The 24,853-nt window shown below is 61.0% G+C and carries 22 protein-coding genes; 4 read left to right on the forward strand and 18 right to left on the reverse strand.

What is annotated here, in order from left to right; translation table 11 throughout:
• The first annotated feature begins 270 nt into the window (after positions 1–270).
• The 3 genes from pdxR to ASC80_RS09655 all read left to right on the forward strand — a co-directional run bounded on the left by pdxR (position 271) and on the right by ASC80_RS09655 (position 2,780).
• The gene (gene pdxR, locus ASC80_RS09645) at positions 271–1,692 is read left to right on the forward strand and encodes a MocR-like pyridoxine biosynthesis transcription factor PdxR (protein ID WP_056296098.1); all 1,422 of its coding nucleotides are present in this window, start codon (positions 271–273) and stop codon (positions 1,690–1,692) included.
• 150 nt (positions 1,693–1,842) lie between these two features.
• A complete protein-coding gene (locus ASC80_RS09650; RefSeq protein WP_056296100.1) occupies positions 1,843–2,301 on the forward strand; it encodes a carboxymuconolactone decarboxylase family protein in 459 nt (152 codons plus the stop codon).
• 158 nt (positions 2,302–2,459) lie between these two features.
• The gene (locus ASC80_RS09655) at positions 2,460–2,780 is read left to right on the forward strand and encodes a DMT family transporter (RefSeq protein ID WP_056296103.1); all 321 of its coding nucleotides are present in this window, start codon (positions 2,460–2,462) and stop codon (positions 2,778–2,780) included.
• 8 nt (positions 2,781–2,788) lie between these two features.
• Here the strand turns inward: ASC80_RS09655 and metB are convergent, their stop codons facing one another.
• From metB to ASC80_RS09725, 14 genes are all read right to left on the reverse strand, one after another.
• Positions 2,789–3,958, reverse strand: a complete 1,170-nt coding sequence (gene metB, locus ASC80_RS09660) for a cystathionine gamma-synthase (protein WP_056296106.1) — start codon at positions 3,956–3,958, stop codon at positions 2,789–2,791.
• A 233-nt stretch (positions 3,959–4,191) separates the two neighbouring features.
• A complete protein-coding gene (locus ASC80_RS09665; RefSeq protein ID WP_056296108.1) occupies positions 4,192–5,058 on the reverse strand; it encodes a sulfurtransferase in 867 nt (288 codons plus the stop codon).
• A 64-nt stretch (positions 5,059–5,122) separates the two neighbouring features.
• A complete protein-coding gene (locus ASC80_RS09670; protein ID WP_056296110.1) occupies positions 5,123–6,853 on the reverse strand; it encodes an NADPH-dependent assimilatory sulfite reductase hemoprotein subunit in 1,731 nt (576 codons plus the stop codon).
• A gap of 10 nt (positions 6,854–6,863) precedes the next feature.
• The gene (locus tag ASC80_RS09675) at positions 6,864–8,705 is read right to left on the reverse strand and encodes an assimilatory sulfite reductase (NADPH) flavoprotein subunit (RefSeq protein WP_056298629.1); all 1,842 of its coding nucleotides are present in this window, start codon (positions 8,703–8,705) and stop codon (positions 6,864–6,866) included.
• Between the two features lie 360 nt (positions 8,706–9,065).
• Positions 9,066–10,109, reverse strand: a complete 1,044-nt coding sequence (locus tag ASC80_RS09680) for a 5-methyltetrahydropteroyltriglutamate--homocysteine methyltransferase (RefSeq protein ID WP_244487236.1) — start codon at positions 10,107–10,109, stop codon at positions 9,066–9,068.
• Positions 10,110–10,142: 33 nt separating this feature from the next.
• Positions 10,143–11,012 carry a fumarylacetoacetate hydrolase family protein gene (locus ASC80_RS09685; RefSeq protein ID WP_056296115.1) on the reverse strand — a complete coding sequence of 290 codons (870 nt, stop codon included), beginning with the start codon at positions 11,010–11,012 and terminating at the stop codon, positions 10,143–10,145.
• Complete coding sequence (locus ASC80_RS09690; protein WP_056296118.1) at positions 11,009–11,671, reverse strand: polysaccharide deacetylase family protein; 663 nt, start codon at positions 11,669–11,671, stop codon at positions 11,009–11,011. Before ASC80_RS09690 ends, ASC80_RS09685 begins: the two co-directional genes overlap by 4 nt.
• Positions 11,672–11,681: 10 nt before the next feature.
• Positions 11,682–12,482, reverse strand: coding sequence for an ABC transporter permease (locus ASC80_RS09695; protein ID WP_056296120.1), 801 nt, complete (start codon positions 12,480–12,482; stop codon positions 11,682–11,684).
• An 8-nt stretch (positions 12,483–12,490) separates the two neighbouring features.
• Complete coding sequence (locus ASC80_RS09700) at positions 12,491–13,297, reverse strand: ABC transporter ATP-binding protein (RefSeq protein WP_056296122.1); 807 nt, start codon at positions 13,295–13,297, stop codon at positions 12,491–12,493.
• Positions 13,276–14,031, reverse strand: a complete 756-nt coding sequence (locus ASC80_RS09705; RefSeq protein ID WP_056296125.1) for an ABC transporter permease — start codon at positions 14,029–14,031, stop codon at positions 13,276–13,278. Before ASC80_RS09705 ends, ASC80_RS09700 begins: the two co-directional genes overlap by 22 nt.
• A gap of 8 nt (positions 14,032–14,039) precedes the next feature.
• Positions 14,040–15,011, reverse strand: a complete 972-nt coding sequence (locus tag ASC80_RS09710) for an ABC transporter substrate-binding protein (protein WP_056296128.1) — start codon at positions 15,009–15,011, stop codon at positions 14,040–14,042.
• Positions 15,012–15,061: 50 nt separating this feature from the next.
• The gene (locus ASC80_RS09715) at positions 15,062–16,048 is read right to left on the reverse strand and encodes a GntR family transcriptional regulator (protein WP_244487237.1); all 987 of its coding nucleotides are present in this window, start codon (positions 16,046–16,048) and stop codon (positions 15,062–15,064) included.
• Between the two features lie 31 nt (positions 16,049–16,079).
• A complete protein-coding gene (locus tag ASC80_RS09720) occupies positions 16,080–17,060 on the reverse strand; it encodes an aldo/keto reductase (protein ID WP_056296132.1) in 981 nt (326 codons plus the stop codon).
• 79 nt (positions 17,061–17,139) lie between these two features.
• Positions 17,140–18,570 (reverse strand): aldehyde dehydrogenase family protein, encoded by a 1,431-nt coding sequence (locus ASC80_RS09725; protein ID WP_056296135.1) that lies wholly within the window; start codon positions 18,568–18,570, stop codon positions 17,140–17,142.
• Between the two features lie 33 nt (positions 18,571–18,603).
• Between ASC80_RS09725 and ASC80_RS23665 the strand changes: the two genes are divergently transcribed.
• Entirely contained in the window at positions 18,604–19,218 is a 615-nt protein-coding gene (locus ASC80_RS23665; RefSeq protein ID WP_156464338.1) for a hypothetical protein, read from the forward strand.
• Here ASC80_RS23665 and ASC80_RS09735 read toward each other — a convergent pair.
• The 4 genes from ASC80_RS09735 to ASC80_RS09750 all read right to left on the reverse strand — a co-directional run bounded on the left by ASC80_RS09735 (position 19,140) and on the right by ASC80_RS09750 (position 24,843).
• Complete coding sequence (locus tag ASC80_RS09735; RefSeq protein WP_502690951.1) at positions 19,140–20,825, reverse strand: thiamine pyrophosphate-binding protein; 1,686 nt, start codon at positions 20,823–20,825, stop codon at positions 19,140–19,142. The two genes, ASC80_RS23665 and ASC80_RS09735, sit on opposite strands and share 79 nt — an antisense overlap.
• Before the next feature lie 43 nt (positions 20,826–20,868).
• Positions 20,869–22,098 (reverse strand): pyridoxal phosphate-dependent aminotransferase, encoded by a 1,230-nt coding sequence (locus ASC80_RS09740; protein ID WP_056296138.1) that lies wholly within the window; start codon positions 22,096–22,098, stop codon positions 20,869–20,871.
• A gap of 10 nt (positions 22,099–22,108) precedes the next feature.
• Positions 22,109–23,641, reverse strand: coding sequence for an L-piperidine-6-carboxylate dehydrogenase (gene amaB / locus ASC80_RS09745; protein WP_056296141.1), 1,533 nt, complete (start codon positions 23,639–23,641; stop codon positions 22,109–22,111).
• An 86-nt stretch (positions 23,642–23,727) separates the two neighbouring features.
• A complete protein-coding gene (locus ASC80_RS09750; protein ID WP_056296142.1) occupies positions 23,728–24,843 on the reverse strand; it encodes an LVIVD repeat-containing protein in 1,116 nt (371 codons plus the stop codon).
• Positions 24,844–24,853: the final 10 nt, after the last annotated feature.

Raw genomic sequence — 24,853 nt, forward strand, 5'->3', positions numbered from 1 at the left:
CCTGAAGCGTGGACACCACGGCATTCATGACCTGTCACGTATACTCCTCATGGCCTACGCCAAGGTCCATGAATGGACATTCCTACTGATCCATGATTGCCGCGCGCGAACTCGCGTTCGTCAGCCTCCGTAAACTGCAGGCGGATCGCGTTCTTCCCAGGACGTTCGTGATGACGCAAAGGCTGGATATGACGTTTTCATTGCTTGTACGACGGCCTGAGAGCACCATGGTACAATCATTTCCAAGTCACATGCAGGGTTCGCTAGTCCATGACGATTGCTCGAGTCAGCAAGATTTCGCCGCTGGATCCAACAGCAGCCGAGCCGTTTTATCGCCAGATTTACAGTAGGTTTCGAGGCGCTATCGCGAGCGGCGTGCTGAAGCCGGGTGACCGCATTCCATCGGCACGGGCGCTGACCAAGGAATTGGGGCTCGCAAGAGGGACGATCGAGGCAGCTTATTCCCTGTTGGCTGCCGAGGGGTACATTCAGGCACGCGGCCAGGCAGGCACCATCGTCAGGCCGGACCTCAAGCCGCAAACTCCCCTTCCGGCTCCCATTCCGCAATCCCGCAGCGGCATCGATGCGGTCAGCTTTCGACCAGATACGATCTTGCCGTTTCAAATGGGCTTGCCTGCCCTGGATGTATTTCCCCGAAAGATTTGGGCCCGCCTGAGTGCGCGGTGCGCGCGCGCGATGCAGCCATCTGACATGGTGCATCCCTCGGTTCGCGGCCTACCCGAGCTGCGCGCACAAATCGCCGCATATCTTCAGGTATCGCGCGGGATCAGCTGCTCCCCATCTCAGATCTTCGTGACATCGGGATATCGTCACAGCATCGCATTGATCGCACAATCGCTGCTGAAGGCGGGAGATCGCGTATGGCTTGAAAATCCCGGGTATCCGCCGACGCGAGAAATCCTGGGCCATATGAATATCGCAACAGTCGCGGTGCCGGTGGATCAGGACGGCATGATTGTTTCCGACGGAATGAAGCTGGTCCCACGGGCACGCGCAGCTGTCATCACGCCTGCGCACCAGAGTCCGCTGTCCGTGTCTTTGTCCCTGCCCCGGCGCCTGGCGTTGCTGGATTGGGCTGCACGAAATAACGCATGGATCATTGAGGATGATTACGACGGCGAATACCGCTATGTCAGCCGTCCCCTGCCCGCGCTGAAGAGTCTGGATCGTGACGGGCGCGTACTCTATTCAGGCACGTTCAGCAAAGTGTTATTCCCGAGCCTGCGGCTGGCTTATCTGGTCGTGCCGGAAGCGCAGGCCGAACGGTTCGAGCAAATCACCGAAGCCCTCGCCAGTGGTAGCCCCGAACTGACGCAGGCGATTGTCACGGCCTTCATGACCGAAGGGCACTTCGCACGTCATATCCAGCGGATGCGAAAGCTTTATGCCGAGCGCCGGCGGGCGACTGAGGCAGGCCTCGAAAGCGTGCTGGGCAAACACATGCGAATTGATTCACAGCCGGGGGGCATGCACCTGATCTTGAGGCCGCCAGGGCGACGCTCGGACCGCCGGCTTGTCGCGCAGATGCGCGAAGCGGGTTTGTACGCAGAAGCATTGACGGATTGGGCGACGGGCGACGATCGCGCCTCGGCCCTGCTCGTCGGTTTCACGAACATCGACTCTCAGCGTTCCGCCGAAACGCTCGGAAAGCGGATCCTGAAATTGATCTGATTTTTGGCGGTCGTTGATTGCAGGCGCGCGCACTCTCTCCAGAGGGCATCCGAAAAATCATGGCCTAGTGCAGGACACGAGTTATGGACCTTCTTGGATGGACCAAGATAAAGCATGATCGAATCCGTCAACCAGGAGTGAGGATTCATCATGAGCAATCGCATCGACTACACCAAGGCTTCTCCCGAAGGTCACGAGGCTTTCGGAAGTGTCTACGTCTATCTTCAAAAAAGCGGCCTTCCCAACGAACTGGTCAATCTTGTTTACCTGCGGATTTCGCAAATCAATGGCTGTGCCTATTGCATCGATATGCACTCCCGCGATCTTCTCAAACACGGCCTTGCCGTCGACAAGCTCGTCCTCGTGCCGGCGTGGCGCGAGGCAGGCAACGTATTCAGCACCCGCGAACGCGCCGCGCTCGCCTGGGCAGAAACCGTTACGCGCGTCGCCGAGACCGGTGTTCCCGATGCCGACTATGAGGCCGCCGCTGCCGAATTCAGCGATAAGGAACTCTCCGATCTGACATTTGCGATCGGTTTGATGAATGCCTTCAATCGGTTTGGCATTTCGTTCCGCTTAACCCCCGCAGCTGTCGCCAGAGCAGCTTGAGTTTCCATACGCGAGTTCCTGGCGAATAGGCATTTCTATTCGCCAGCTCGCGTCTGGTCACATCAGGAAATCGCATCCGACGCGGTCCTCTCGCATCACAACACTTTCCCGACTTCGCGCGGCAGCACTGCCGGCGCATCAATGAACGGATTTGTCCCATGGCATGGGCCCTGTTAAGCCTCGCCGGCTTTCTCGAAATCGCATTCGCATTCGGCATGAAATGGTCTGCCGGTTTCACGCAATGGATCCCCGGGCTGTTTACGGTCGTCACCGGCCTGTCGAGCGTCGTTCTGCTGTCGCACTCGCTTCGTACTCTTCCGCTGGGGACCGCCTACGCGGTCTGGACCGGCATCGGCGCGGCGGGCACCGCGATTTTGGGAATGGCGGTGCTGGGCGATTCCACCTCGCCGCTGAGGGTGCTCTGCATCGGCCTCATTCTGGCCGGCGTGATCGGACTGAAGCTGGTCTCGGAAAACTGAACGTATCTTCAAACGTTCTGCTTTCCCATCCCTGCAAAAGCGTCCTTCAGGTCGGCGATCAAATCGGCCTCAGCCTCCAGACCGACCGAAAGCCGTATCAGGCCGCTCGTTATGCCGGCGGCTCTGCGTGCTTCCTCCGACATGCCGGCGTGCGTCATCGTCGCGGGATGAGCCACCAGGCTTTCGATGCCGCCGAGCGATTCCGCAAGCCTGAAAACCCGCAGCGCTTCAACGAAGCGACCGACCTCCTCACCGCCGCCTCGCAACTCGAAACTGAGCATCGCGCCGAAGCCGGATTGCTGGGCCTTGGCGACAGCATGGCCGGGATGCGCGGGCAAGCCCGGATAATGGCACGCGGCGACGCGCGGATGCCCGGCCAGAAATTCGGCGATCGCCTGCGCGCTCTGCTGCTGCCGCTCCATGCGCGGAAACAGCGTGCGAATACCGCGGAGCGTCAAATAGGAATCGAACGGCGCGCCGGAGGTGCCTACGATATTGGACCAGGCCGCCAGCTTCTCGACATCGGCGGCATCGGCCGCGACCACTGCACCCCCGACTACGTCCGAGTGCCCGTTGAGATACTTCGTCGTCGAATGGATCACGAAATCCGCGCCCAGCGCGAGCGGCCGCTGCAGCGCCGGCGACAGGAACGTGTTGTCAACCGCGACCTTGGCGCCCGCTGTCTTGGCCTGCGCGACAATCGCCCGGATGTCGACGATGCGCATCAGAGGATTGCTTGGGGTCTCGACCAGCACGAGCCTGGGCTTGTCCTCGAACGCGGCGGCAAGCGCCGCCTTGTCGTTCTGATCGATGAACACGACCCTGAAGTGGCCACGGTCACGCCGGCTGAGCAACAGACGGTGGGTGCCGCCATAGCAATCATGAGGCGCAATCACGAGATCATCACGCGACAACTGCGACAGCACGAGATCGACCGCCGCCATGCCCGAGGAGACCACCACCGCGCCCGCGCCGCCCTCGAGCTTGGCAAGAGTATCGGCGAGCAATGCGCGGGTTGGATTGCTGGTACGGGTGTACTCATGCGGGCCGCTGCGTTCGAAGCCCGGGAAGACGAAGGTACTCGACAGATACATCGGCGGGGTTACCGCCCCGAAATTCGTGTCTGCGGCGATGCCGTTCGCGGCCGCGATGGTTTCCAGCTTCGTGGGTTCGGACATGACGTTCGGGACTTTCGTAAGGAAAATGCCAGGGCAGTACGGGTCTGCCGCCTTGGGATACAGCGCCGATCGACCCGCCGCATATTTAAAGGACTTCAACTGAAACACAAATCGGCCCTGAGGGCTGGCCGACGAGACCCTGACAGGCCCGGAACAACAAAAAGGCATGCCGGATTGGCCATGCCTTTTCAGGATCGGACAGACGAATAAGCGGCGGCGAGCGCCGTACCGGCTTATTTGCCGAGCCAGATCGTTCCGCTCTTGTTGGTCACCGGCACGCCGACCGAATTGCCGTATTCGGTCCACGAGCCATCATAGTTGCGGACCTCATAGCCGAGGATGCGCTTCAGGGCGAACCAGGAATGGCTCGACCGTTCACCGATCCGGCAATAAGTCACGACCGGCTGCGAACCATCGACACCCTTGGCGGCGTAGATCTTGCGGATTTCGTCGATCGGCTTGAAGGTGCCGTCGTCATTGACGATGGTCGCCCATGGCACGTTCTCGGCGCCCGGAATATGGCCGGCGCGGATCGAAAGCTCCTTCACACCTTCTGGCGCGAAGATCTTGCCGAGATATTCGTCGGGCGAGCGGATGTCGATCAGCTTGGCGGCAACGCGCCCTTCGGCAATCGCCAGCACATCGGTCAATCGCGCCCGCAGCTTTTCATTGCGTTCGGACAGTGTGATCGAAGACGCCGGGAACGACGGCACATCCGCCGTCACGGGAAGCGAGCGCGCCTCCCACAGCTTGCGGCCGCCGTCGAGTAGCTGGACGTTGGCGCCAAGGCCGTAAACATCGAGTACCCACGCGCCCCAAGCGGCGAACCAGTTGTTGTGGTCGCCATAGATGACGATGGTGGTGTCGGGTTCGACTCCGGCCTTGCGCAGCGTGGCCTGCAGCTTTTCGCGCGAGGCGATGTCGCGATTCACGGTGTCGACCAGATCGACGTGCCAATCGAGATTGAACGCACCCGGGATATGCGCCTTGGCGTAAACGCCGGGATCGACGCTGACCTCGAAAATCCGCACCTTGGGATTGTTGAGATTGTCCTTGACCCAGTCTGCGGTCACGAGCGGGTTTGCATTGGCATTCGACATAATACTAATCACCTTTCTGCTACGAACTTCGAACCGTTTGGCGAGCGCGATGCGCCCTGCCCAATCAATCGTTGAAAAACCGTCCCTCTTTCACCTCGGCGACATAACCGGCACGAATGGCGAAATCGCCGAACCGTTCGCCGGATTTGCGATCGCGGGCGTAGTGCCCAAGCGTCTTGTCGAGTGCTTCGAGAATCGCGCTCTCGCCGACGTTCTCGAGATACATCTTGTTGAGGCGCTGGCCGTGAAAACCTCCACCGAGATAAAGGTTGTACTTGCCCGGGGCGCGCCCGGTCAGGCCGATCTCGGCGATATAGGGCCGCGCGCAGCCATTGGGGCATCCGGTCATGCGGATGGTGATCGGCTCATCCTTCAGGCCGTGCGTATTGAGGATGACTTCGATCTTGGTGATGAGATCAGGCAGATAACGTTCGCTCTCCGCCATCGCCAGACCGCAGGTCGGCAGCGCGACGCAAGCCATCGCGTTGAGACGCAGTCCGCTCCGGGTCTCGAACTCATCGAGGCCGTATTGCTTCATCAACGCTTCGATGGCAGGCCGGTCCTCGGGGACGATATCGGAAATAATGAGGTTCTGGTTCGGCGTGATGCGGAACGTCCCCTTGTGGACGCGCGCAATGGCGCGCAAACCATCCATCATTGGACGATCCGGCGTGTTGATGACGCGGCCATTCTGGATGAACAGCGTGCAATGCTCGCGTCCATCCTCGCCCTTGATCCAGCCGAGCGGATCGCCGTTCGATGTGAACGTGTAGGGCTGTGCGGGGGCAAACGCAAAACCGAGCCGCCGCTCGATCTCCCCCTTGATCCAGTCGAGGCCCTTGTCGTCGATGGTGTACTTGAAACGGGCGTGCAAACGGTCGACCCGATCGCCGTAATCGCGCTGAACCGACATCACTGCGTCGATCGCCGGGAACAGTTGGTCGGCGTCGATATAGCCGATCACATTGGCAAGGCGCGGATAGGTCTTCGGCGCCTGATCGGTGCGGCCAAGGCCACCGCCGATCCCCACATTAAATCCCTTGAGCTTGCCGTCCTGCGCAATCGCGATCAGGCCAAGGTCCTGGCTGTAAACGTCGATGTCGTTGCTGGGCGGGATCGCGAAGCCGATTTTGAACTTCCGGGGCATGTATGTGCGCCCGTAAAACGGCTCTTCCGGACCATCAGTGTCCTGACGCTCCGCGCCATACCAGATCTCGCTGTAGGCGCCTGTCCTGTGGGCGGCGTGATCGCTTGCCTGCCTGGCGAGCGTATAGACCTCGGCGTGCAGCTTCGACAGATCGGGATTGACCGTGCACATCACGCCGCGAGTGTCATCGCCGCAGGCTGCCTTGGTATCGAGCAGGACATCGCGCAGGCCCTGCAGAGCGGGTCGCAGGTTATGTTTCATGATGCGGTGAAGCTGGAAAGTCTGACGCGTCGTCAGCCGCAGCGTGTCGCCGCCATAGGCGCGCCCCAACTCATCGAGCTTCAGCCACTGGCTCGGGCTGCACACCCCGCCCGGCAGGCGCACACGCGCCATGAAAGAGAACGCAGCTTCGAGTTTCTGCCGCCGGCGTTCGTCGCGGATGTCGCGGTCGTCCTGCTGATAGATGCCGAAAAACTTCATCAGCTTGCCGTCGCCGGCCGTCACCGCCGCGGTAACTTCGTCGGCCAGACTCTGCTTGATGGTGCCGCGCAGATAATCGCTGTTGGCTTTCAGCGTTTCGTCCGGTCCGAGCCTGTCAAGAGGTTGGGAAACGTCCCGGCTACGATCCGGCTGTGTCTTTACGTCCATTCATTTGGCCTCAGTACACGTCGAGCCGATAGCGGCGATCGCGCTGCAACGCCGAGAGATAAGCGGCTGCCCCGTCGCGATCGAGCCTACCGTGTTCAACAACAATATCCGTGAGTGCGGCATGGACATCGGGCGCCATATGCGTGCCGTCGCCGCAGACGTAGAGCAATGCGCCTTCCTCAAGCCATGCGTAAACATCGCGGCCCTGCCGGCGTAACCTGTCCTGCACGTAGGTCTTCGGCGCGGCATCGCGCGAGAAGGCGAGATCGAGCCGGCTCAGGACGCCGTTCTTCAGCAACTCCTGCCACTCGACCTGATAGAGAAAATCGCTGCGGAAATTACGTTCGCCGAAGAACAGCCACGAACGGCCCGACGCGCCCCGCGCTTCCCGCTCCTGCATGAAGGCGCGGTACGGCGCAACGCCGGTGCCGGCGCCGATCATCAGGATCGGCACGTCGTCGGCCGGCAGATGAAAGTGATCGTTGGACTGGATGTAGACCGGCACCGTGGCGTCGTCCTCGGTCCGCGCCGCAAGATAACCGGACGCGACACCAGTGCGCTGCAGATCATGCAGCGCGTAACGCACCGTGCTGACCGTGAGGTGCGCCTCGTCCGGCGCCGCGGCAAGGCTCGATGCAATCGAATAGAGCCGCGGCTGCAGCGGCCGAAGGCCGGCGATGAACTGCGCAGCGTCGATGCCGGGCGCGGGAAAACGGCTGACGATATCGAGAATATGATGATTGTGCTGGAAGGCCGTGCGCGCCTCCTTTTGATCGCCTTCGCGCAACGCCTGCAGTTCCGCGGCGCCGGTCACCTCGGCCCAATGGTCGAGAAAGCGAGGCGTGACCGCCGTGATCTCGAAGGTCCCGGCAAGCGCCTCGCCAAGACTTGTCGCGCCCTGCTTCACCGTCACCGGGGCATCGGTTGACAGCGACAGCCGCTCCAGCAGCGAGGCAACGAGCGCAGGATCGTTGCGCGGCACGACGCCGAGCGCGTCGCCGGGCTGATAGGTCAGTCCGGATTCGGCAAGGGACAGTTCGATATGGCGGGTTTCCTTGGTCGAACCGCGCCCGGTCAGCACGATATTGTCGATGACCTCAGCCTGAAACGGGGTCTTCTTGTCGAATGTCGCAGGCGCCGACGTGCCGCTCCGCACCGGCGCTGCCGAAGCTGCGACGGACACCGTTGTTTGTGCCGCCGGCGCAAGGCTATCGACAACCGCTGCGATCCAGGCGGCAGCGGCGTCTTCGTAATCGACGTCGCAATCGACGCGATCCGCAAGGCGCTGCGCGCCCAGTTCCTCGAGCCGCCGATCGATCCGCTTGCCCGCCTCGCAGTAACGCTCGTAAGTCGAATCGCCCAGCGCCAGAACCGCAAAGCGAAGTTGCGGCAGCTTGGGTGCCTTGCGGCTCTCAAGGAATTCAAAAAAGCCCACCGCTGTCTGCGGAGCATCGCCCTCGCCATGGGTGCTGGCGATGACGAGCAAATCCTGCTCGTCCTTGAGGCCACGCGTCTTGTAGTCAGCCATGTCGGCGAGCCGCGCCTCGATGCCCTTCCCTTTGGCTGCTTCGGTAAGTGATTTGGCCAGCGCCCTGCTGTTTCCGGTCTCGCTGGCGAACAGCACCGTCAGGAGGCGCGTTGCGGGCGCAGCGGTCGGTTCACCTCCCGGAGGCGGCACAAGCGCAGTAGCGATATCCGAAGCGGCCGTTGCGGTACGTGCCTGATGGCTCAGACCGGTAAAATAGCCGCTGATCCAGATGGCCTGCTCGTGATTCAAGGATGTCGCGAGCCGATTGACCTGTTCCCACTGATCGGTCGTAAGCGTCGAGTTTGGAAATTCCAACTTGGTCATCGCAAGCAAACCCCGGGAGCGAACTACCGGCCACTGCGATTGTCGCGTCACAGGTCGGATCGATTCACCAAAGCGACGAAATCTTGCGGACTACAGATTTTTCAAGATTTTCGATGCTGATAGGCTCGATTAAGGCCCGTTTCCCGAGGAATACAATGCGTTATCGAAAAAAAGAAAATTGCCCTTCGATCAGCGTCGGGAGCGACATGATTATTGCACTATCGCTCCCTGTTTTAGAATCTCCTCAATCGCCTCCACACGAATTCGCGCGATCTCAGAGAGTGCGGGCAGCGCGAGAGTCGTTTTCGACGCCCGGCGGCCGCACCCCCGACAGGTTTCCCGCGCAGTCTGTAGGCCCGCTTAGCTGATTTCCTTGCGGACGATGGCGGCTGCGTCGCTCATGGCCTTGAGTTTTCCGAACGCAATATGACGCGGCATGTACTTCATCCCGCAATCCGGCGCAGGCACCAGCCGCTCGGCCGCGACATACTTCAAGCCGTTTCGAATCCGGCCCGCCACGGTCTCGACCGACTCGATCTCCGGATTCCCGAGATCGAGAACACCGAGCATGATTGTCTTCGACGACAGGTCCTTGAGCACGCCAAGGTCCAGTTTGGGCTGCGCCGCCTCGATCGAGATCTGATTTGCAGTCGTATCCGCCAGCTCAGAAAGGAAGGAATATCCCGTCGGCTTGGTCGAACCCGGCACCACGGCCGCGTAGCCGAAACACAGGTGGACCACCGTCGGCACGGTAATTCCCTTGAGCGCGCGGTTGATCGCCTTCACAGCGTAGCGCTTGGCCACTTCCGGATTGTTGCGGACCCACGGCTCGTCGAGCTGAATAACGTCCGCGCCGGCTTTCTGCAGATCGAGGGCCTCTTCATTGACGGCCTCGGCGAAAGCCATCGCGAGCTCTTCCTCGTCGTTGTAGAACTCATTCTTGGCCTGCTGGCTCATGGTGAACGGTCCCGGCAAGGTGATCTTGGCTGCCCGGTCGGTATTGCGCCGAAGAAATTCCATGTCGCTCAGCTCGATCGGACGAGCCCGCCGTACCTTTCCGACAACGCGAGGCACCGGCGTGGTCTTGTTGCCGGTTCGCGCCACGATCATCGCCGGGTTGTCCGCATCGATGCCCTCGAGCGCGGTTGCGAAGCGGTTGGAATAGCTCTCGCGACGAATTTCACCATCCGTCACGATGTCGATGCCCGCGCGTTCCATATCGCGGATGGCGACGACGGTTGCATCGTTCTGGGCTTCCTCAAGACGATCCTCGGGAATGCGCCACATCTCGTGCATGCGGGTACGCGGCACCGACTTCGACAACAAGGCACGATCCACCAGCCATTCAGGCTGCGGATAGCTTCCAACGACGGTGGTCGGCAGGATGTGTTTTGGCAAACTCACGATATTCTTCCTTATTCTTTGGCCGTCGACGGATCAGGCAGCCTGTCCAGCCGAGCTTGCGGATTCGTCGATCACCGGGTTGCGAAGAATGCCGATGCCCGAGACTTCAATTTCGACAACGTCTCCGCCCTTCATCCAGAGCGGCGGCGTGCGATAGGCACCGACGCCGCCGGTCGTTCCGGTCACGATCACATCGCCGGGGACAAGTTCGGAGAAAGTGGAGCAGTATGCGATCAGGGCCGGCACGTCGAACACGAGATCGGAGATCGGCGCGCGCTGCACTTCAACACCGTTGAGACGGGTCGCGATGGTCTGGGTGCTGATGTCCGGGATTTCATCGGTCGTCACCATCCACGGGCCGAACGCGCCGGTCGCGGCGAAATTCTTGCCCGGTGTGAACTGCGAGGTATGGCGCTGCCAGTCGCGAATGCTGCCGTCATTATAGCAGGCATAACCCGCGACATGCGAAAGGGCCGTCTCGCGCGAAATGCGCCGGCCGCTCTTGCCGATGACCACCGCCATTTCACCTTCATAATCGAAGCGCTCGGATTCCAGCGGCCGGATCATCGGCTGGCCGGCGCCGACCTGGCTGTTGGCGAAGCGCGTGAAGATCATCGGATGAGGTGGCGTCGGATGGCCGCTTTCCGCCAGATGCGTGGCGTAGTTCACGCCGATGCAGAATATCTTGTCGGGATCGGGAATGGTCGGCAGCAACTGAACGGCCGAGAGTGCGTAATCGGCTTTTTCGCCCTGCAGCTTCTTCAACTCTGCCATCGCGCCGCGTTCCAGCACAGCCCGCAAGGTCGGATAGCTGGACAACCTGCGACCGGCATCAATGATGCCGGAATCGGTGACGATGCCGTAGCTGGCGGTTGATCCCGCCTTGAAACTTGCAATTTTCATAGGTTGCTCTCTTCGATGTTTGATACGTAAGAATCGACGGACTGCACGATCTCACCTGAGCGGATAGGCACGCAGGCTGGTGGAAACTCTTGATGAAACCGCGCCCCGGCCTCCATCGCGCGATCGAGAAAATGCGCGAGGTGCTTCATTGCACCGGTCGGCAGGTCGTGAAGAACCATCAGGGTCCACGGCTGCGACCCACACAGGGACAACGCGCGATCCACCCACCCTTCGGGATCGTCCCAATCATGCGGAATGGCATTCCAGAGCACACAGCTATAGCCGCCTGACACGAGGTAACGCACCACTTGCGCCTGCAACAATCCATCGCTCAGGTTTCCGCCGCCGCCGTATGGTCGAAACCAGCGCTGCGGATGCGACAAGGAACCGAGCGCCTGCTGTGTCCGGCCGACTTCACGTTCCGCAACATCGCTGCCGCGCATCCGTCCCAAAGGCACCGAATGCGTATAGGTATGATTTCCGATCCAATGGCCCTCACCGTGCGCGCGATCGGCAAGGCGCTTCCGTTCGGGGTCTTGCAGCTTTTCTCCGATCACGAAGAACGTCGTCTTGAGGCCGCGCTGCGCAAGAACATCGAGCACTGCCGGTGTCACATCCGGCTCGGGGCCATTGTCGAACGACAAGGTGAGATCGAACACCCGTTACTCCTCAGGCTGCGGTCGGTATTGCGCCGGCCTGCATCACACCGGCTGCCTGTTGTCCGGCGCGCGTGCCGGTCTGCCAGATCGAGGCCTTACGCTCGATCCATCTTACAAACGCGTTGAAGACAACGGTCATCAGCAGCACCAGAAGCACGCCGGCAAAGACATGCGGGCTGTCGAGAATCGTGCGGTAGCGTGAAATCAGAAAGCCGATGCCGGCGGACGAAATCAGCATTTCGGAAACCACCACGCCGACAATAACGAGAGCCCCTCCGATACGCAGGCCCGACAGGACCGTCGGGATTGCCGCCGGAATGATGACGCGGATCAGCCGCTGGGGCAGCGTCGCGCCCATGCTGCGGGCGGCCAGCAGAAGCTGCGGATCGATGGTCTGGATTCCCGCCGCCGTGCCCAGCATTGTAGGCAGAAATCCGTAAATGGAGGCGAACGCGATCTTCGATTCCGAGCCGATGCCGAACCACACGTTGAAGACGGGATAAAGAATGACGAGCGGAATGGCGTAGAGGCTCGAAACCATCGGCATCATCAGCACACGCAATCGCGGCAGGCTGCCGACAATCGCGCCGCACAGGATTCCGCCGCCGCACGCCAGCACCATCGACACCGCGACCTCGTACAACGTCACCATCAATGCGTGACCGTACTCCCCTGCATCATTCCAGCCCGCCGCCAGTGTCGAGGACAACGAGGGCAGGAACAATTCCGGAATCAGGCCGAGACGCGGTAGCATCTCCCACAGCACGATCAGGGAAACGACAATCAGGTGTCTGAGCGTTCGCGCGGACATCGATGGCCTCAAGCCGATTTGCGGATATGCCGCCAGATGCGGTCGCGCAGGGTGCCGAAGACGTCACCGCTCAGCATGTCATAGGTGCGGGGCCGCGGCAGCGTCACCTGCAGGCGATCGACGATCTGCCCCGGGCGCGCCGACATGACCAGCACTTCGTCAGCAAGATAGACCGCCTCGGTCAAACTATGGGTGACGAACACCACGGTTTTGCCGGTCGCGCCCCAGATGCGCAGCAGTTCATCGCCCATCGTCATACGCGTCTGCTCGTCGAGTGCTGCGAACGGTTCATCCATCAGAAGCACGGGCGGGTCCTGAACAAGACCGCGCGCGATCGATACACGCTGCTTCATGCCGCCGGACAGTTCATGCGGATGCTGTTTGCCGAAGCCGTCCAACCCGACCAGCTTGAGGGCATCCTGCGCCTTGGCGCGGCGTTCCGCCTTGGGCGTGCCGCGAAGGGTCAACGGAAACTCGACATTCTCCTCGGCGGTCAGCCACGGAAACAGGCTCGCTTCCTGGAACACGACGCCGACGCGGTCAGGATCTGGCTTGTCGATGGGCGCGCCATTGACCAGAACCGAACCGGACGTCTGCTGCCGCAGCCCGGCCATCATCATCAGGAGCGTCGACTTTCCGCAGCCGCTCGGTCCCACCAGAACGACGAAGCGTCCCGGCTTGATGTCGATCGAAATATTCTCAAGCGCGACAACGTCCTGCTTGCTGCTCCTGAAGACCTGACCGACGTTCGAGACCTGAATCGACCCCGCGCGCGGTGGAGCTTTCAGCGGCGTTATGTTCGCCAATGGCTGCATCGTGTTTCTACCCATCTGACGAGTTCGTTGAATATGACGGCAATGACCGAGATCAGCACGACGCCGGCCAGCAGTTGTTTCATCTGGAAATTTTCACCCCAGTTCGCGATCATGTGACCGATGCCCTCCCGCGAGGCATACATCTCCGCCAGCATCACGCCCGTCATATTGAAGATCATCGCGATGCGCAGCGCTTCGAGAAGCACCGGCAGCATGCTGGGAAGATAAACACGAAACGCTGTCTGCAGAGGCGTCGCTCCATAGGAGCGAGCGACCGTCAGGTGCTCGACCTTGACCGACTCGACGGCCGCCGTGGTCGACATGATGACGATGAAGATCGTCGAGACGAATCCGAAGCCGACCTTCTGCGAAAAGCCGACGCCAAGAACCAGAATGAACATCGGCAGGAAGATCGACTTCGGAATACTGAACGCGAAGAACAGCAGGGGCTTGAACACATCCGAGAAGTAACGATTCTCAGCGATCAGGATTCCGATGACGGCGCCGACCGGAACCGCCATGACGAAGGCCAGCAGCACCTCGGTTCCCGTCACCGCAAGACCATTCAGCACGCTCGCACGCTGCAGCAGGTCGGCAAGCGTCAGCAACGTGTCCGACGCCGAAGGGAGCAAACGCGGATTGACCGCCCCCGTGCGTGACAGCGCTTCCCACAATAGAAAGAAGGCTGCCACCACGGCGATGCGCGCGACCTTAAATCCGAGTGTTCCGGTCACTGCGGATCTTAAGGCTTGGTCGGAACAGGCTTGAACTGGGTGGAGATGACCTCCTCGACCGGGGCAATATCCTTCAGGCCCCCGAGCTTCGCCAGTTCAATCGATTTGCTCACCGCTTCCAGCACCTTGTCTCCGGACATGCCGCCATCAGTGTCCAGCTTCATGATCGTATTGTCGTACTCAGCTGCCGCGATTTCCGGCGGCACTTCATACAAGTCCGCGATCAGCTTGACCGTGGTCTCACGATTGTTGCGCATGAATTGCAGCGCACCGTAGATCGCATTGACGGCCTTCTGAACGACCTCGGGCTTTTCCTTCGCGAACTTGTCGAGAACGACCCATCCGGATGTCATGTTCGGCGGCACTGCCTTGGCGAAATCAAGGATCGTCTTCGCTTCACCGGACTTGCTGATCTGGAAACTCAATGGCGAATAGACCACCGCGGCATCGATGTTCCCGGCCAGAAGGTTCGGCACGAGTCCGCCGCCACCGACAGGAACCCGGGAGAAATCGACCTTCTTGTTCTGGATGGTCCACAGCGCCAGCACGTCCGAACCGGATCCGGCCGACGTGATGCCGACCTTCTTGCCCTTCAGATCCTCAACGGTGAGCGGCGAATTTGCTTTCACCATCAACTGCCAGCCGAAGCTGCCCATCGACGCATTGGCGACGACCTTCGACAGCACGCCCTTTTTCCGGCCAGCCGCGACCAGCGACGGAGGATCGAGGATGATATCGGCAGCACCGGCGGCCATCGCCTCGAAAGCCTCCGCGCCTCCACGGTAAATCGTCAACTCGGCCTTCAGGCCTTCCTTCTCGAACAGCTTCTGCCGCACGGCGGTTTCAGCGACGGTGGTCGGCCAATAGGTTTTCGTCGGCAAACCGACGCGAATCGTATCGGCCGCGAACGAGGCGGCGGGCTGAACCAAAAACGAAGCGGCGAACAAGGATGCCAGCAGATGGCGACGTGCAATCATCATTATTTTCCTCCCCTACTTTTACTTGAATATCGTGGGCCGGATACGCCCGGTCATTCGACGCGCTTTATCTCCAGAATCGGCTCGTTGAGTTTTACGAAGCGCATCGTCGTCATGAAGTGATCGGCCAGTGCAGCAACCGCGGCATCCGCATCGCGCCGTAAAATAGCGTTCACGATCCGGCGATGCTCCGCTTCGACATTACGTGGCTTGTTGGCTTCGCGGCTGATCGAAAGCCGGCGATAGCGCTCGCTTTGCTCGTGCAGCACCTCGCGAAACCCGAGAAGCCAAAGTGAGCCGCACGCATTCACCAACGTCCGGTGAAAAATGCGATGCCGCACAATCCAGCCCTCGTTGTGCATATTGAGCCCATCAACATCGAGGAATGGAATTGCACACAGCGCCTCGAACTCCCGCTCGACCGACGCCAGCCAGTTCGCGTCTCCGCGCTCGATGGAGCGGCGCAGCGCGAGACCTTCAATATCAATGCGCGTTTGCGTGACGTCTTCGAGGTCGGCCTGCGAAACGGGGCTGACACGAAAGCCGCGCTGATCGGATGCCTGAACCAGCCCGTCGGCCACCAGCCGCGACAGGGCCTCACGGACAGCCGCGAGACTGACGGAAAACTGCTTTGCGAGATTGGCGACGTTGAGCTTCTGGCCCGGCAACAGTTTGGTTGTCAGAATATCGGCGCGCAACCGCTCAAGTACCGCAGAGGTCAGGGTGCGCGGCCCAAGCCGTCCGTCATCGCCGGTAAAACTCACCCGTATTTCGCTCATAAAGCCATTCGGCCACATCGATAAAGCGACTGTCAATCGAAAATCGATTATCGGCGATACTGTCCAACGAGCTTTGATATGGACCGAATAAATGAATGCAGTGCAGCATCGCCCACCGTTGCGGACGCGGCCTCGCAACCGTAGACGGTGGTTCTCTTCGCGACTTCGAAAAAGAGAGAGAATTAGCCGACGACGCCTGCCCGCTGCCCGAATGACGAACCGCCCACCAGGTGAAGGCGAACAGGCACCGTCACCCCGCATTCACGAACAGCCCAATCGGGTCGGTAATTCGTTATTGAAAGCCGACGACGTGGTGCGGGACGTAGGGCGCTTCCAGCGTGACAATCTCGTCCGGCGTCAGTTTCAGCGACAGTGCGGCGGCCGCGTCCGTGAGATGATGGGGCTTCGATGCGCCGATAATCGGCGCGGTGATGCCGGGTTTCTGCGCCACCCACGCCAGCGCCACTTGTGCCTGTGAAACACCCCTCGCCTTGGCGATCGCGGCAACCTGATTTACAATCTGACGGTCGGCCTCCGCCGCCTGCACGTAAAGCGTCTTACCGAATTCATCGGTCTTTTGTCGCTCGCTGGCCTCGTCCCAGGCGCGGGTCAGGCGGCCGCGCGCAAGCGGACTCCAGGGCATCACCGCGATGTTCTGATCGGCACAAAGCGGCAGCATCTCCCGCTCCTCTTCGCGATTCAGAAGATTGACATGATCCTGCATGCTGACGAACTCGGTCCAGCCATTCATGCGGGACGTATAGAGCGCCTTGCTGAATTGCCATGCGTACATGGACGACGCGCCGATGTAACGGGCCTTTCCGCTTTTGACGACATCGTGCAGCGCCTCCAGCGTTTCCTCGATCGGCGTGCCGTTATCCCAGCGATGGATCTGGTAGAGATCGACATAGTCGGTGCCGAGCCGGCGCAGACTGTTGTCGATTTCGACAAAAATCGCCTTGCGCGACAGGCCGGCGCCATTCGGGCCGGGCCGCATCCGCATGAAAACCTTGGTGGCCAGTACGATCTCGTCCCGCTTGGCGAAATCCTTGATGGCGCGGCCAACGATCTCCTCTGACGTGCCGTCGGAGTAGGCATTGGCGGTATCGAGAAAATTGATGCCGAGTTCGAGCGCCTGCTTGATCAGCGGACGGCTCTGCTCCTCGTTAAGAGTCCAGCTATGATTGCCGCGATCGGGAACGCCATAGGTCATGCATCCGAGACACAACCGCGAAACGTCGAGTCCGGTTTTTCCAAACTTCACGTATTCCATTTTTCTCTGCCTTTAAAATACCTATCAAACGATCCGGCCGGGCTTTTGGCCCGGCCGGTGAGAGTTTCCGCCAACCGGATCAGGCTGCGTTGAAGCCTGCGATGGCCTTGACCTCGAGATATTCCTCAAGGCCGAACTTGCCCCACTCGCGTCCGTTGCCGGATTGCTTGTAGCCGCCGAACGGCGCCGTGCGCTCATTGGGGACGCCATTGAGATTGACGTTACCCGCGCGGATCTGGCGGCCGACCTTGCGCGCGCGTTCCACGGTGCCTGCCGACACGTAGCCCGCCAATCCGTACGGCGTGTCGTTGGCGATCTTGACCGCCTCGTCCTCGTCCTTGGCGCCCATGATGACCAGCACCGGCCCGAAGATTTCCTCGTTGGCGATGGTCATCTTGTCGGTAACATCGGCGAAGATCGTCGGGCGCACGTAAAAGCCTTTGTTGACGCCCTCCGGCAGGCCGGGACCACCTGCGACGAGTGTCGCGCCCTCGTCGATGCCTTTCTGGATCAGACCCTGAATCTTGTCCCACTGCGTGCGGTTGACCACCGGACCGATGTTGGTGCCTTCGGCGCGCGGATCGCCGGCCCTGGTCTTCTCGGCAACGCCCCTGGCAATGGCGGCGACTTCCTTCATCTTCGACAGCGGCACGATCATCCGCGACGGCGCGTTACACGACTGGCCGGAGTTGTTGAACATGTGCGCAACGCCGCCCGCGACCGCCTTGTTGAGATCGGCGTCCTCGAGGATGACGTTCGGCGATTTCCCGCCCAGTTCCTGGCTGACGCGCTTCACGGTCGGCGCGGCACGCTTGGCCACGTCGATGCCGGCCCGCGTCGAGCCGGTGAAGGAAATCATGTCGATGCCCGGATGCTCGCTCATCGCGGCGCCGACCTCGGGGCCAAGGCCGTTGATCAGATTGAACACGCCTTTTGGCACACCGGCTTCATGCAGGATTTCAGCGAAGATCAAGGCCGAACTCGGCGTGAACTCCGATGGCTTCAGGATCATGGTGCATCCGGCGGCAAGCGCAGGCGCGACCTTGCAGGCGATCTGGTTGAGCGGCCAGTTCCACGGCGTGATCATGCCGATGACGCCGACCGGCTCACGAACGACCATCGCGGATCCCAGAGGTTCTTCGAACTGGTAGTTCTTCAGCACCTCGAGCGTGGACATGATATGGCCGAGACCGGCGCCGGCCTGGAATTTCTCGGCGAACGGCAGCGGCGCGCCCATCTCATCGGAGACTGCGGCGCCGATGTCTTTCATGCGTCCCTTATAGACCTCGATGACCTTCGTCAGCAGCGCCACGCGCTCCTCGCGGCTGGTCTGGGAGAATGTCACGAACGCCCGCTGGGCCGCGGCAACGGCCTTGTCGACGTCGGCTTTTGATCCCAACGCCACGTCGTACATCGGCTCTTCGGTGGCAGGATTGACGACCGGCGTCGTTTTCTTGGTGACAGGATCCACCCAGGCACCGTCGATATAGAACTGCAGTCGATTGACCATGGATCCGTTCCTTCTAGCTAGGTCTTTGAAAGATTGAGGCGCGACGCCGCGCAGTCGAAATTCTTCTGTTTCGCCAGGCGCCAGTCGCATCATCCCGGTAAGGAAGCCGACAACATCAGCCTCTATGATGGCGTTGATATCAGCTTTGACGGGTCTGTTGTAGATGAATTGCCGAATGGCTGGGTCGAGAATCCCGGCGCGCCGGGCTCACTCAGGCGTCAAAATAAGCTGATGTCGAAAATCGCGGATGAACCGCCTTCAAAGATCGTCGGTTGCGCAGACGAACTTCGGCTTCTCGCGCAGGCTGGGCCGGGCCTTCGACTGCATGAACAGAAAGGCCAAGGCGGTTTGCCGGCTTTTGAACATCCGCTCGAAATGCCGCAGATCGATCGCTCCGCAAACCGGCGTAAAGAATGTCTCCCATGCCTCGTCCGGCACAGAGTCCCCCGTCATCGATTTCTCGACCAGTCTCGTCCGGGCGATCAGCGCCGCCGAAGGCGGCCTGGCCCGCCTGAAGAAATTGCCATCCGGAAAATCATGGAAGCCGCACATCGTCGCCTCGTGCCGATTCAGGAAGCCATCGAACGCGCCCGCAGCGTGGACAAGGTGGTCGTGGGCGAAATCGCCTCGGGATCAAGTTTGACATGAATGAGGGCCACTTTTCCTGACGCTCGCGAACGCTCGAAAGCCGACCCGAACTCCGCCGTCGCCGTCACGGTTTCGGCATGCGCGCCGTAGGCCCTGGCCAATGCAGCAAAGTCCGGATTCACCATCGACGTCCCGAATACACGCGCCGGATACTCGCGCTCCTGATGCATACGGATCGTACCATAGATTCCGTTGTCCACCACGATGATGATAACGGCTGCGTCGTGCTGAACGGCCGTGCCCAGTTCCTGACACGTCATCTGGAAGCAGCCATCGCCGGCGAACGCCACCACCGTCGACGTCTTGCGCACAAGCTTGGCCGCGATCGCGGCCGGCACGCTATACCCCATCGAGCCCGAGTTCGGAGCAAGCTGGCTGCCGTAACGGCCGAAGCGATAGTAACGATGCAACCATCCGGCATAATTACCCGCACCATTCGTCAGAATCGCATCCGGCGGCAAATTCCCGCGAAGCCACGTCACGATTTCGCCCATCTGAACCTCGCCGGGATTTTCACCAGGCGTCTCGGTCCAGACCTCATCCTCCGCGTGCAACGCGTTGGTCCAGCCCTGGGCGGTGTGGGCCTTCTGCTGCCGCGCCAAACGGTGAAGGGCGGAGACAAAGGTTTCCGGCGTCGCTTGAACCGCGAGGACGGGCTGATACACCTTGCCAAGCTCGTCGGCATCCGGGTGGATGTGGACGAACGGCATTTGCGGCTGCGGAATATCGAACAGACCGTAGCTTTGGCTCGGCATCTCGCCGAGACGCCCGCCGATCAGGATCACGAGATCCGACTCGCGAATCCGTTGCAGCAGTTTTGGATTGGGGCCGATCCCGAGATGGCCGCCGTAGCATCGGTGATGGGCCGGAAACAGCATCTGCCGGCGAAACGACGTGATGACCGGAAGATCCAGCGTTTCGGCAACGTCGATCAGATAGGAAACCGCCGATTCCGACCAGCGGCTTCCGCCAACCACGACAACAGGCCGCTCGGCTTTCTCGAGCATCCGGCCAAGGGTCGCCATGTCGGTCTCACCCGGATGCGGAGCGGCGGGCTCCGACACAGGTGCATCGGCAACGGTCACTTCGGCGGTCAGCATGTTTTCCGGCAACGCCACGACGACCGGCCCCGGGCGTCCTTGCGTCGCGACACGAAACGCCCGCGCCACCAACTCAGGGATACGGGCCGCGTTATCGATCTCGATGACAAGCTTGGTCATCGAACCAAAGAACGCATGATAGTCGACTTCCTGAAAAGCCTCGCGATAGCGAAAATCAGAATCGATCTGGCCGACGAACAAGATCATCGGCGTTGAGTCCTGCTTGGCGACGTGGATCCCGGCCGACGCGTTGGTGGCGCCCGGCCCTCGTGTCACAAAGCAAATTCCCGGCTTGCCGGTCAGCTTTCCGACAGCTTCCGCCATCATCGCCGCGCCGCCCTCCTGACGGCAGGTCACGAACTCGATCGAGCTATCGATCATTGCATCGAGCACCGCGAGATAGCTTTCTCCGGGAACGCCGAAGCTGATCTCGACGCCGTGATCCTTCAGCGCGTCGACGAGGATGCGCGCTCCACTGCGCACGCGTGATCTATCGGACATCTTCATTCGGCACCTGTCGCTGAGATTGGCAAAAAGCTCGCCATTATTTCTATTGCAGCAGCGCGCAGGCGCGCGCAATTCGTTTGCAGGCATCCTCGAGTACCGCCGCCGAGGTCGCGTAGGAGAGCCGGAAGTACGGCGCCAGCCCGAAGCAGGTTCCGGGCACGACCGCCACGCCGACGCTGTCCAGCAGATAACGGCAGACATCGATGTCGCTGGTCAGACGGTGACCCTGCGGCGTGGCACGCCCCAGCAAACCGGCACAATTCACATAGGCATAGAATGCGCCCTCCGGAGTCCGGCAAGCCAACCCATCGGTGGTAATCAAGGCCGCGACAACGAAATCCCGCCGCCGTTGAAATTCGCGACAACGCTCGCGAACGATATCCAGCGGCCCCAACAGCGCGGCCGCAGCGGCGGCCTGGCTGACCGACGACGGACACGACGTGCTCTGGCTTTGAACGATCGCCATCGCTGCGATCAAGGCCTTGGGGCCGGCGCCATATCCCACGCGCCAGCCGGTCATGGCGTAGGCCTTGGATACGCCGTTGACGGTGAGGATGCGGTTCGCAAGATGCGGAGCGACCTGACGCGGCGTGGCGAAGACCGCGTCGTCATAGAGAATGTGCTCGTAAATATCGTCGGCCATCAGCCAAACCTGGGGATGGCGCTTGAGAACCGCAGCAAGTTTATCGAGCGCCTCGGCATCATAGGCCGCCCCCGAGGGATTCGATGGCGAGTTCAGAAGAAGCCAGCGCGTGCGCGGCGTGATCGCCGCTGCGAGCGCTTCCGGCGTCAAACGAAAGCCGTCCTTCTCCGTCGTCTTGACGACGACGGTCTTGCCGCCGCAGATGGCAATGACGTCGGCATAGGTCGTCCAGAACGGAGCGGCGACGATCACTTCATCACCATCCTGCAGCGTCGCCATGAACGCATTGAAGATGATCTGCTTGGCTCCTGCGCCAACCGTGATCTCGTCGAGCGCGAACTTCAGTCCGTTTTCGGCTTCGAACTTTTGCTGGACGGCCTGTTTCATCGCCCGGCTGCCGTCGAGCACAGTGTATTTGGTGTCGCCCCGCTCGATGGCGGATATCGCGGCAACCTTGATCGCGTCGGGCGTATCGAAATCCGGCTCTCCCGCGCCCAGCACCACCACGTCCTGTCCCTGGCTCTTCAGGGCGTTCGCATGATTGGTGATCCTGAGAATTTCGGAAACCTCGATGGCCGAAATCCGGGGCGCAGCACGAAACCCGGCGTCGAGGATGATCGATGCATTCATCACCGCATCCTTATCCGACGTCGAACTTGACGCCCTGCGCGAGCGGCAGGTTACGCGAATAGTTGATCGTGTTGGTCGCCCGGCGCATGTAGCCCTTCCACGCATCCGATCCGGATTCGCGACCGCCTCCTGTTTCCTTTTCGCCGCCGAACGCGCCGCCGATCTCGGCACCGGACGGACCGATGTTGACGTTGACGATGCCGCAATCGGACCCTGCCGCCGACATGAAGGTTTCCGCTTCCTCAATGTCGGTCGTGAAGATCGACGATGCCAGCCCCTGCGGCACGCCGTTGTGCAGAGCGATCACCTCGGTCAGGTCGCGATAGCGCATGACATAGAGGATCGGTGCGAAAGTCTCATGCAGGACCGGCCCTTGCTGTTGTGGCATCTCAACCAGCGCCGGCGCCACGTAGTACGCCGATGGCAGGGCACGGTCGATGCGTCCGCCGCCGTGAACCTTGCCGCCGAGCGCCTTCGCCTCGGTCAGCGCTTTCTCCATCGCCTGATAGGCGGCGGCGTCGATCAACGGGCCGATCAGGGTCGATGGCTGGGAGGGATCGCCGATCGCAACCGACGCGTAAACGTTGCGCAGCTTGGCGACGAAGCCATCCGCGATACTGTCGTGAACGAACAGCCGCCGCAGCGAGGTGCACCGCTGTCCTGCCGTACCGATCGCCGAGAACGCGATGCCGCGCAGCGCGAGATCCTGATTGGCGGACGGCGTGACGATCGCCGCGTTGTTGCCGCCCAACTCGAGAATGGAACGGCCGAAGCGCGCTGCGACCCGCGGCCCCACTTCCCGGCCCATACGCGTCGAACCGGTGGCGGATACGATCGCGACTTTCGGGTGATCGACAAGAACCTCGCCGACGGCCCGGCCGCCCTGAACGAGTCCGGCAAGCCCGGCCGGTGCATCGCCAAACCGCGCCAGCGCGCGCTCCATCACGGCCTGCACCGCATAGGCCGTCAGCGGCGATTTCTCCGACGGCTTCCAGACGACGGAATCGCCGCACACGAGGGCGAGAGCTGCGTTCCAGCACCAGACCGCAACCGGAAAATTGAAGGCCGTTACGATTCCGCAGACGCCGGCCGGATGCCAGGTCTCCATCATGCGATGGCCCGGCCGCTCGGTGGCAATGGTGAGGCCATAGAGCTGCCGCGATAATCCGACGGCGAAATCGCAGATATCGATCATCTCCTGCACTTCGCCGAGTCCCTCGGAGAGAATCTTGCCGGTCTCGATCGTCACCAGACGGCCGAGGTCGTCCTTGGAACGGCGCAGCTCCTCGCCGAGAAGGCGCACCAGTTCACCGCGACGCGGCGCCGGAACGCTGCGCCATGTCAGATAAGCGGCATGCGCCTGCTCGATCGTCTTGCGCATATCATCGGCGCTGGCTTCCGGCAGATGACCGATCGTCAGGCCGTCAATCGGCGACCGTGCAACCACGCCTCCCTGCGCCGCAAACGGCGGCACAGCGCCGAGCTTCTTCAACAGGTCGATCGCTTCGCGAGAAACGTTCGAACTTTCCATGGGCGCATTCATTTTCGACTCCTGACATCGACAAACTCAGAACCGGCCGCGTGCCATGCACGCGAGCCACCATCAACGACCGCCAACACCCCGGTCCGTTACGTTCGCTCGAGAATGTGCATGCCCTTGTTGCGGTCGATCAGATACATATGACCTTCGCGCGTCAGAAAAACGTCGTTGGTCTGCGGCCGATCGAAGCCCTGCGGCGTGTCCGGAACGAAGTAGGCCACTTCCTTCGGCGCGTGCGGGTTCTTGATATCGACCACGCGCAACCCGTGCGCGAACCATGCGACCGGAATCTCGGTGCTGTAGACCTGCTCGGCCGGCTGGTGACAGCCGGTGAACTCCGGCATGTTAATGTTCTCCAGCCCCTCGATCTGATACGTCGAAACCGGAGTCGGATGCTGCTCGTCGGTGATATCGACGATCCAGAGGAACGGCGGCGGCGACGGCCGCCTCTTGCGGACGTCCTCGTCAGCGACGACGGCGAGCTTGCGGCCGGCGACCTCAAACGGAATCGGCAGCACCGTATGACAGGGGTGAGCATAGACCGAGCAATAATCAAGGCGGGAAACGAGTTTCGGCTTGCTCATATCCTCGATGTCGACGATCGCCATGCCCGCGTGCCAATAGCCGATATAGAGCCGGTTATCCCTGCGAAGGATTTGATGGCACCAGGTCATCCGGTTGCCTTCGTCGGGAGTTTCTCCTCCGTCCACCCACTGGCCCGGCATCCACCAGCGCCCGACTTCACGCGGCTTGGTCGGATTCTCGAGATCGAGAATCATCGCGATGTTGAGGTGATAGCCTTCCACTTCAGGCGTGATGTACGCGTAGCGGCCGTCGAAATCGAAGCGATGCACGCCGGTGCCGGCTGTTTTCCAGAAACAGATCTGTTTCGGATTACGCGGATCAGAGACGTCATAGATCGCAAGTCCGCCCTGGAAATTCTCGTCGAGGATGTATGGCGGCGGACATTCCCAGTTCACCAGCATCAAGTCGTTCTCGACGCGGACCTTGTGGCTGTGCACGCCCGGCGGAATCGCGATATGCGCAACCTGCTTCGGATTTGCCGGATCGCTGATATCGACGATGGATGTGCCCGCGGGCGAATCCATGTGAGCGATATAGGCGTAGTTGCCCTGGACGTAGACCTGACCACCCCCGATGCAATCGAGGTAAGAGATCTGTCGCAAACCCTTCATTTTAGGCATTTTCTTCTCC

Origin of the sequence: Afipia sp. Root123D2 (genome assembly GCF_001425835.1) — a bacterium.
Lineage (GTDB): Bacteria > Pseudomonadota > Alphaproteobacteria > Rhizobiales > Xanthobacteraceae > Afipia.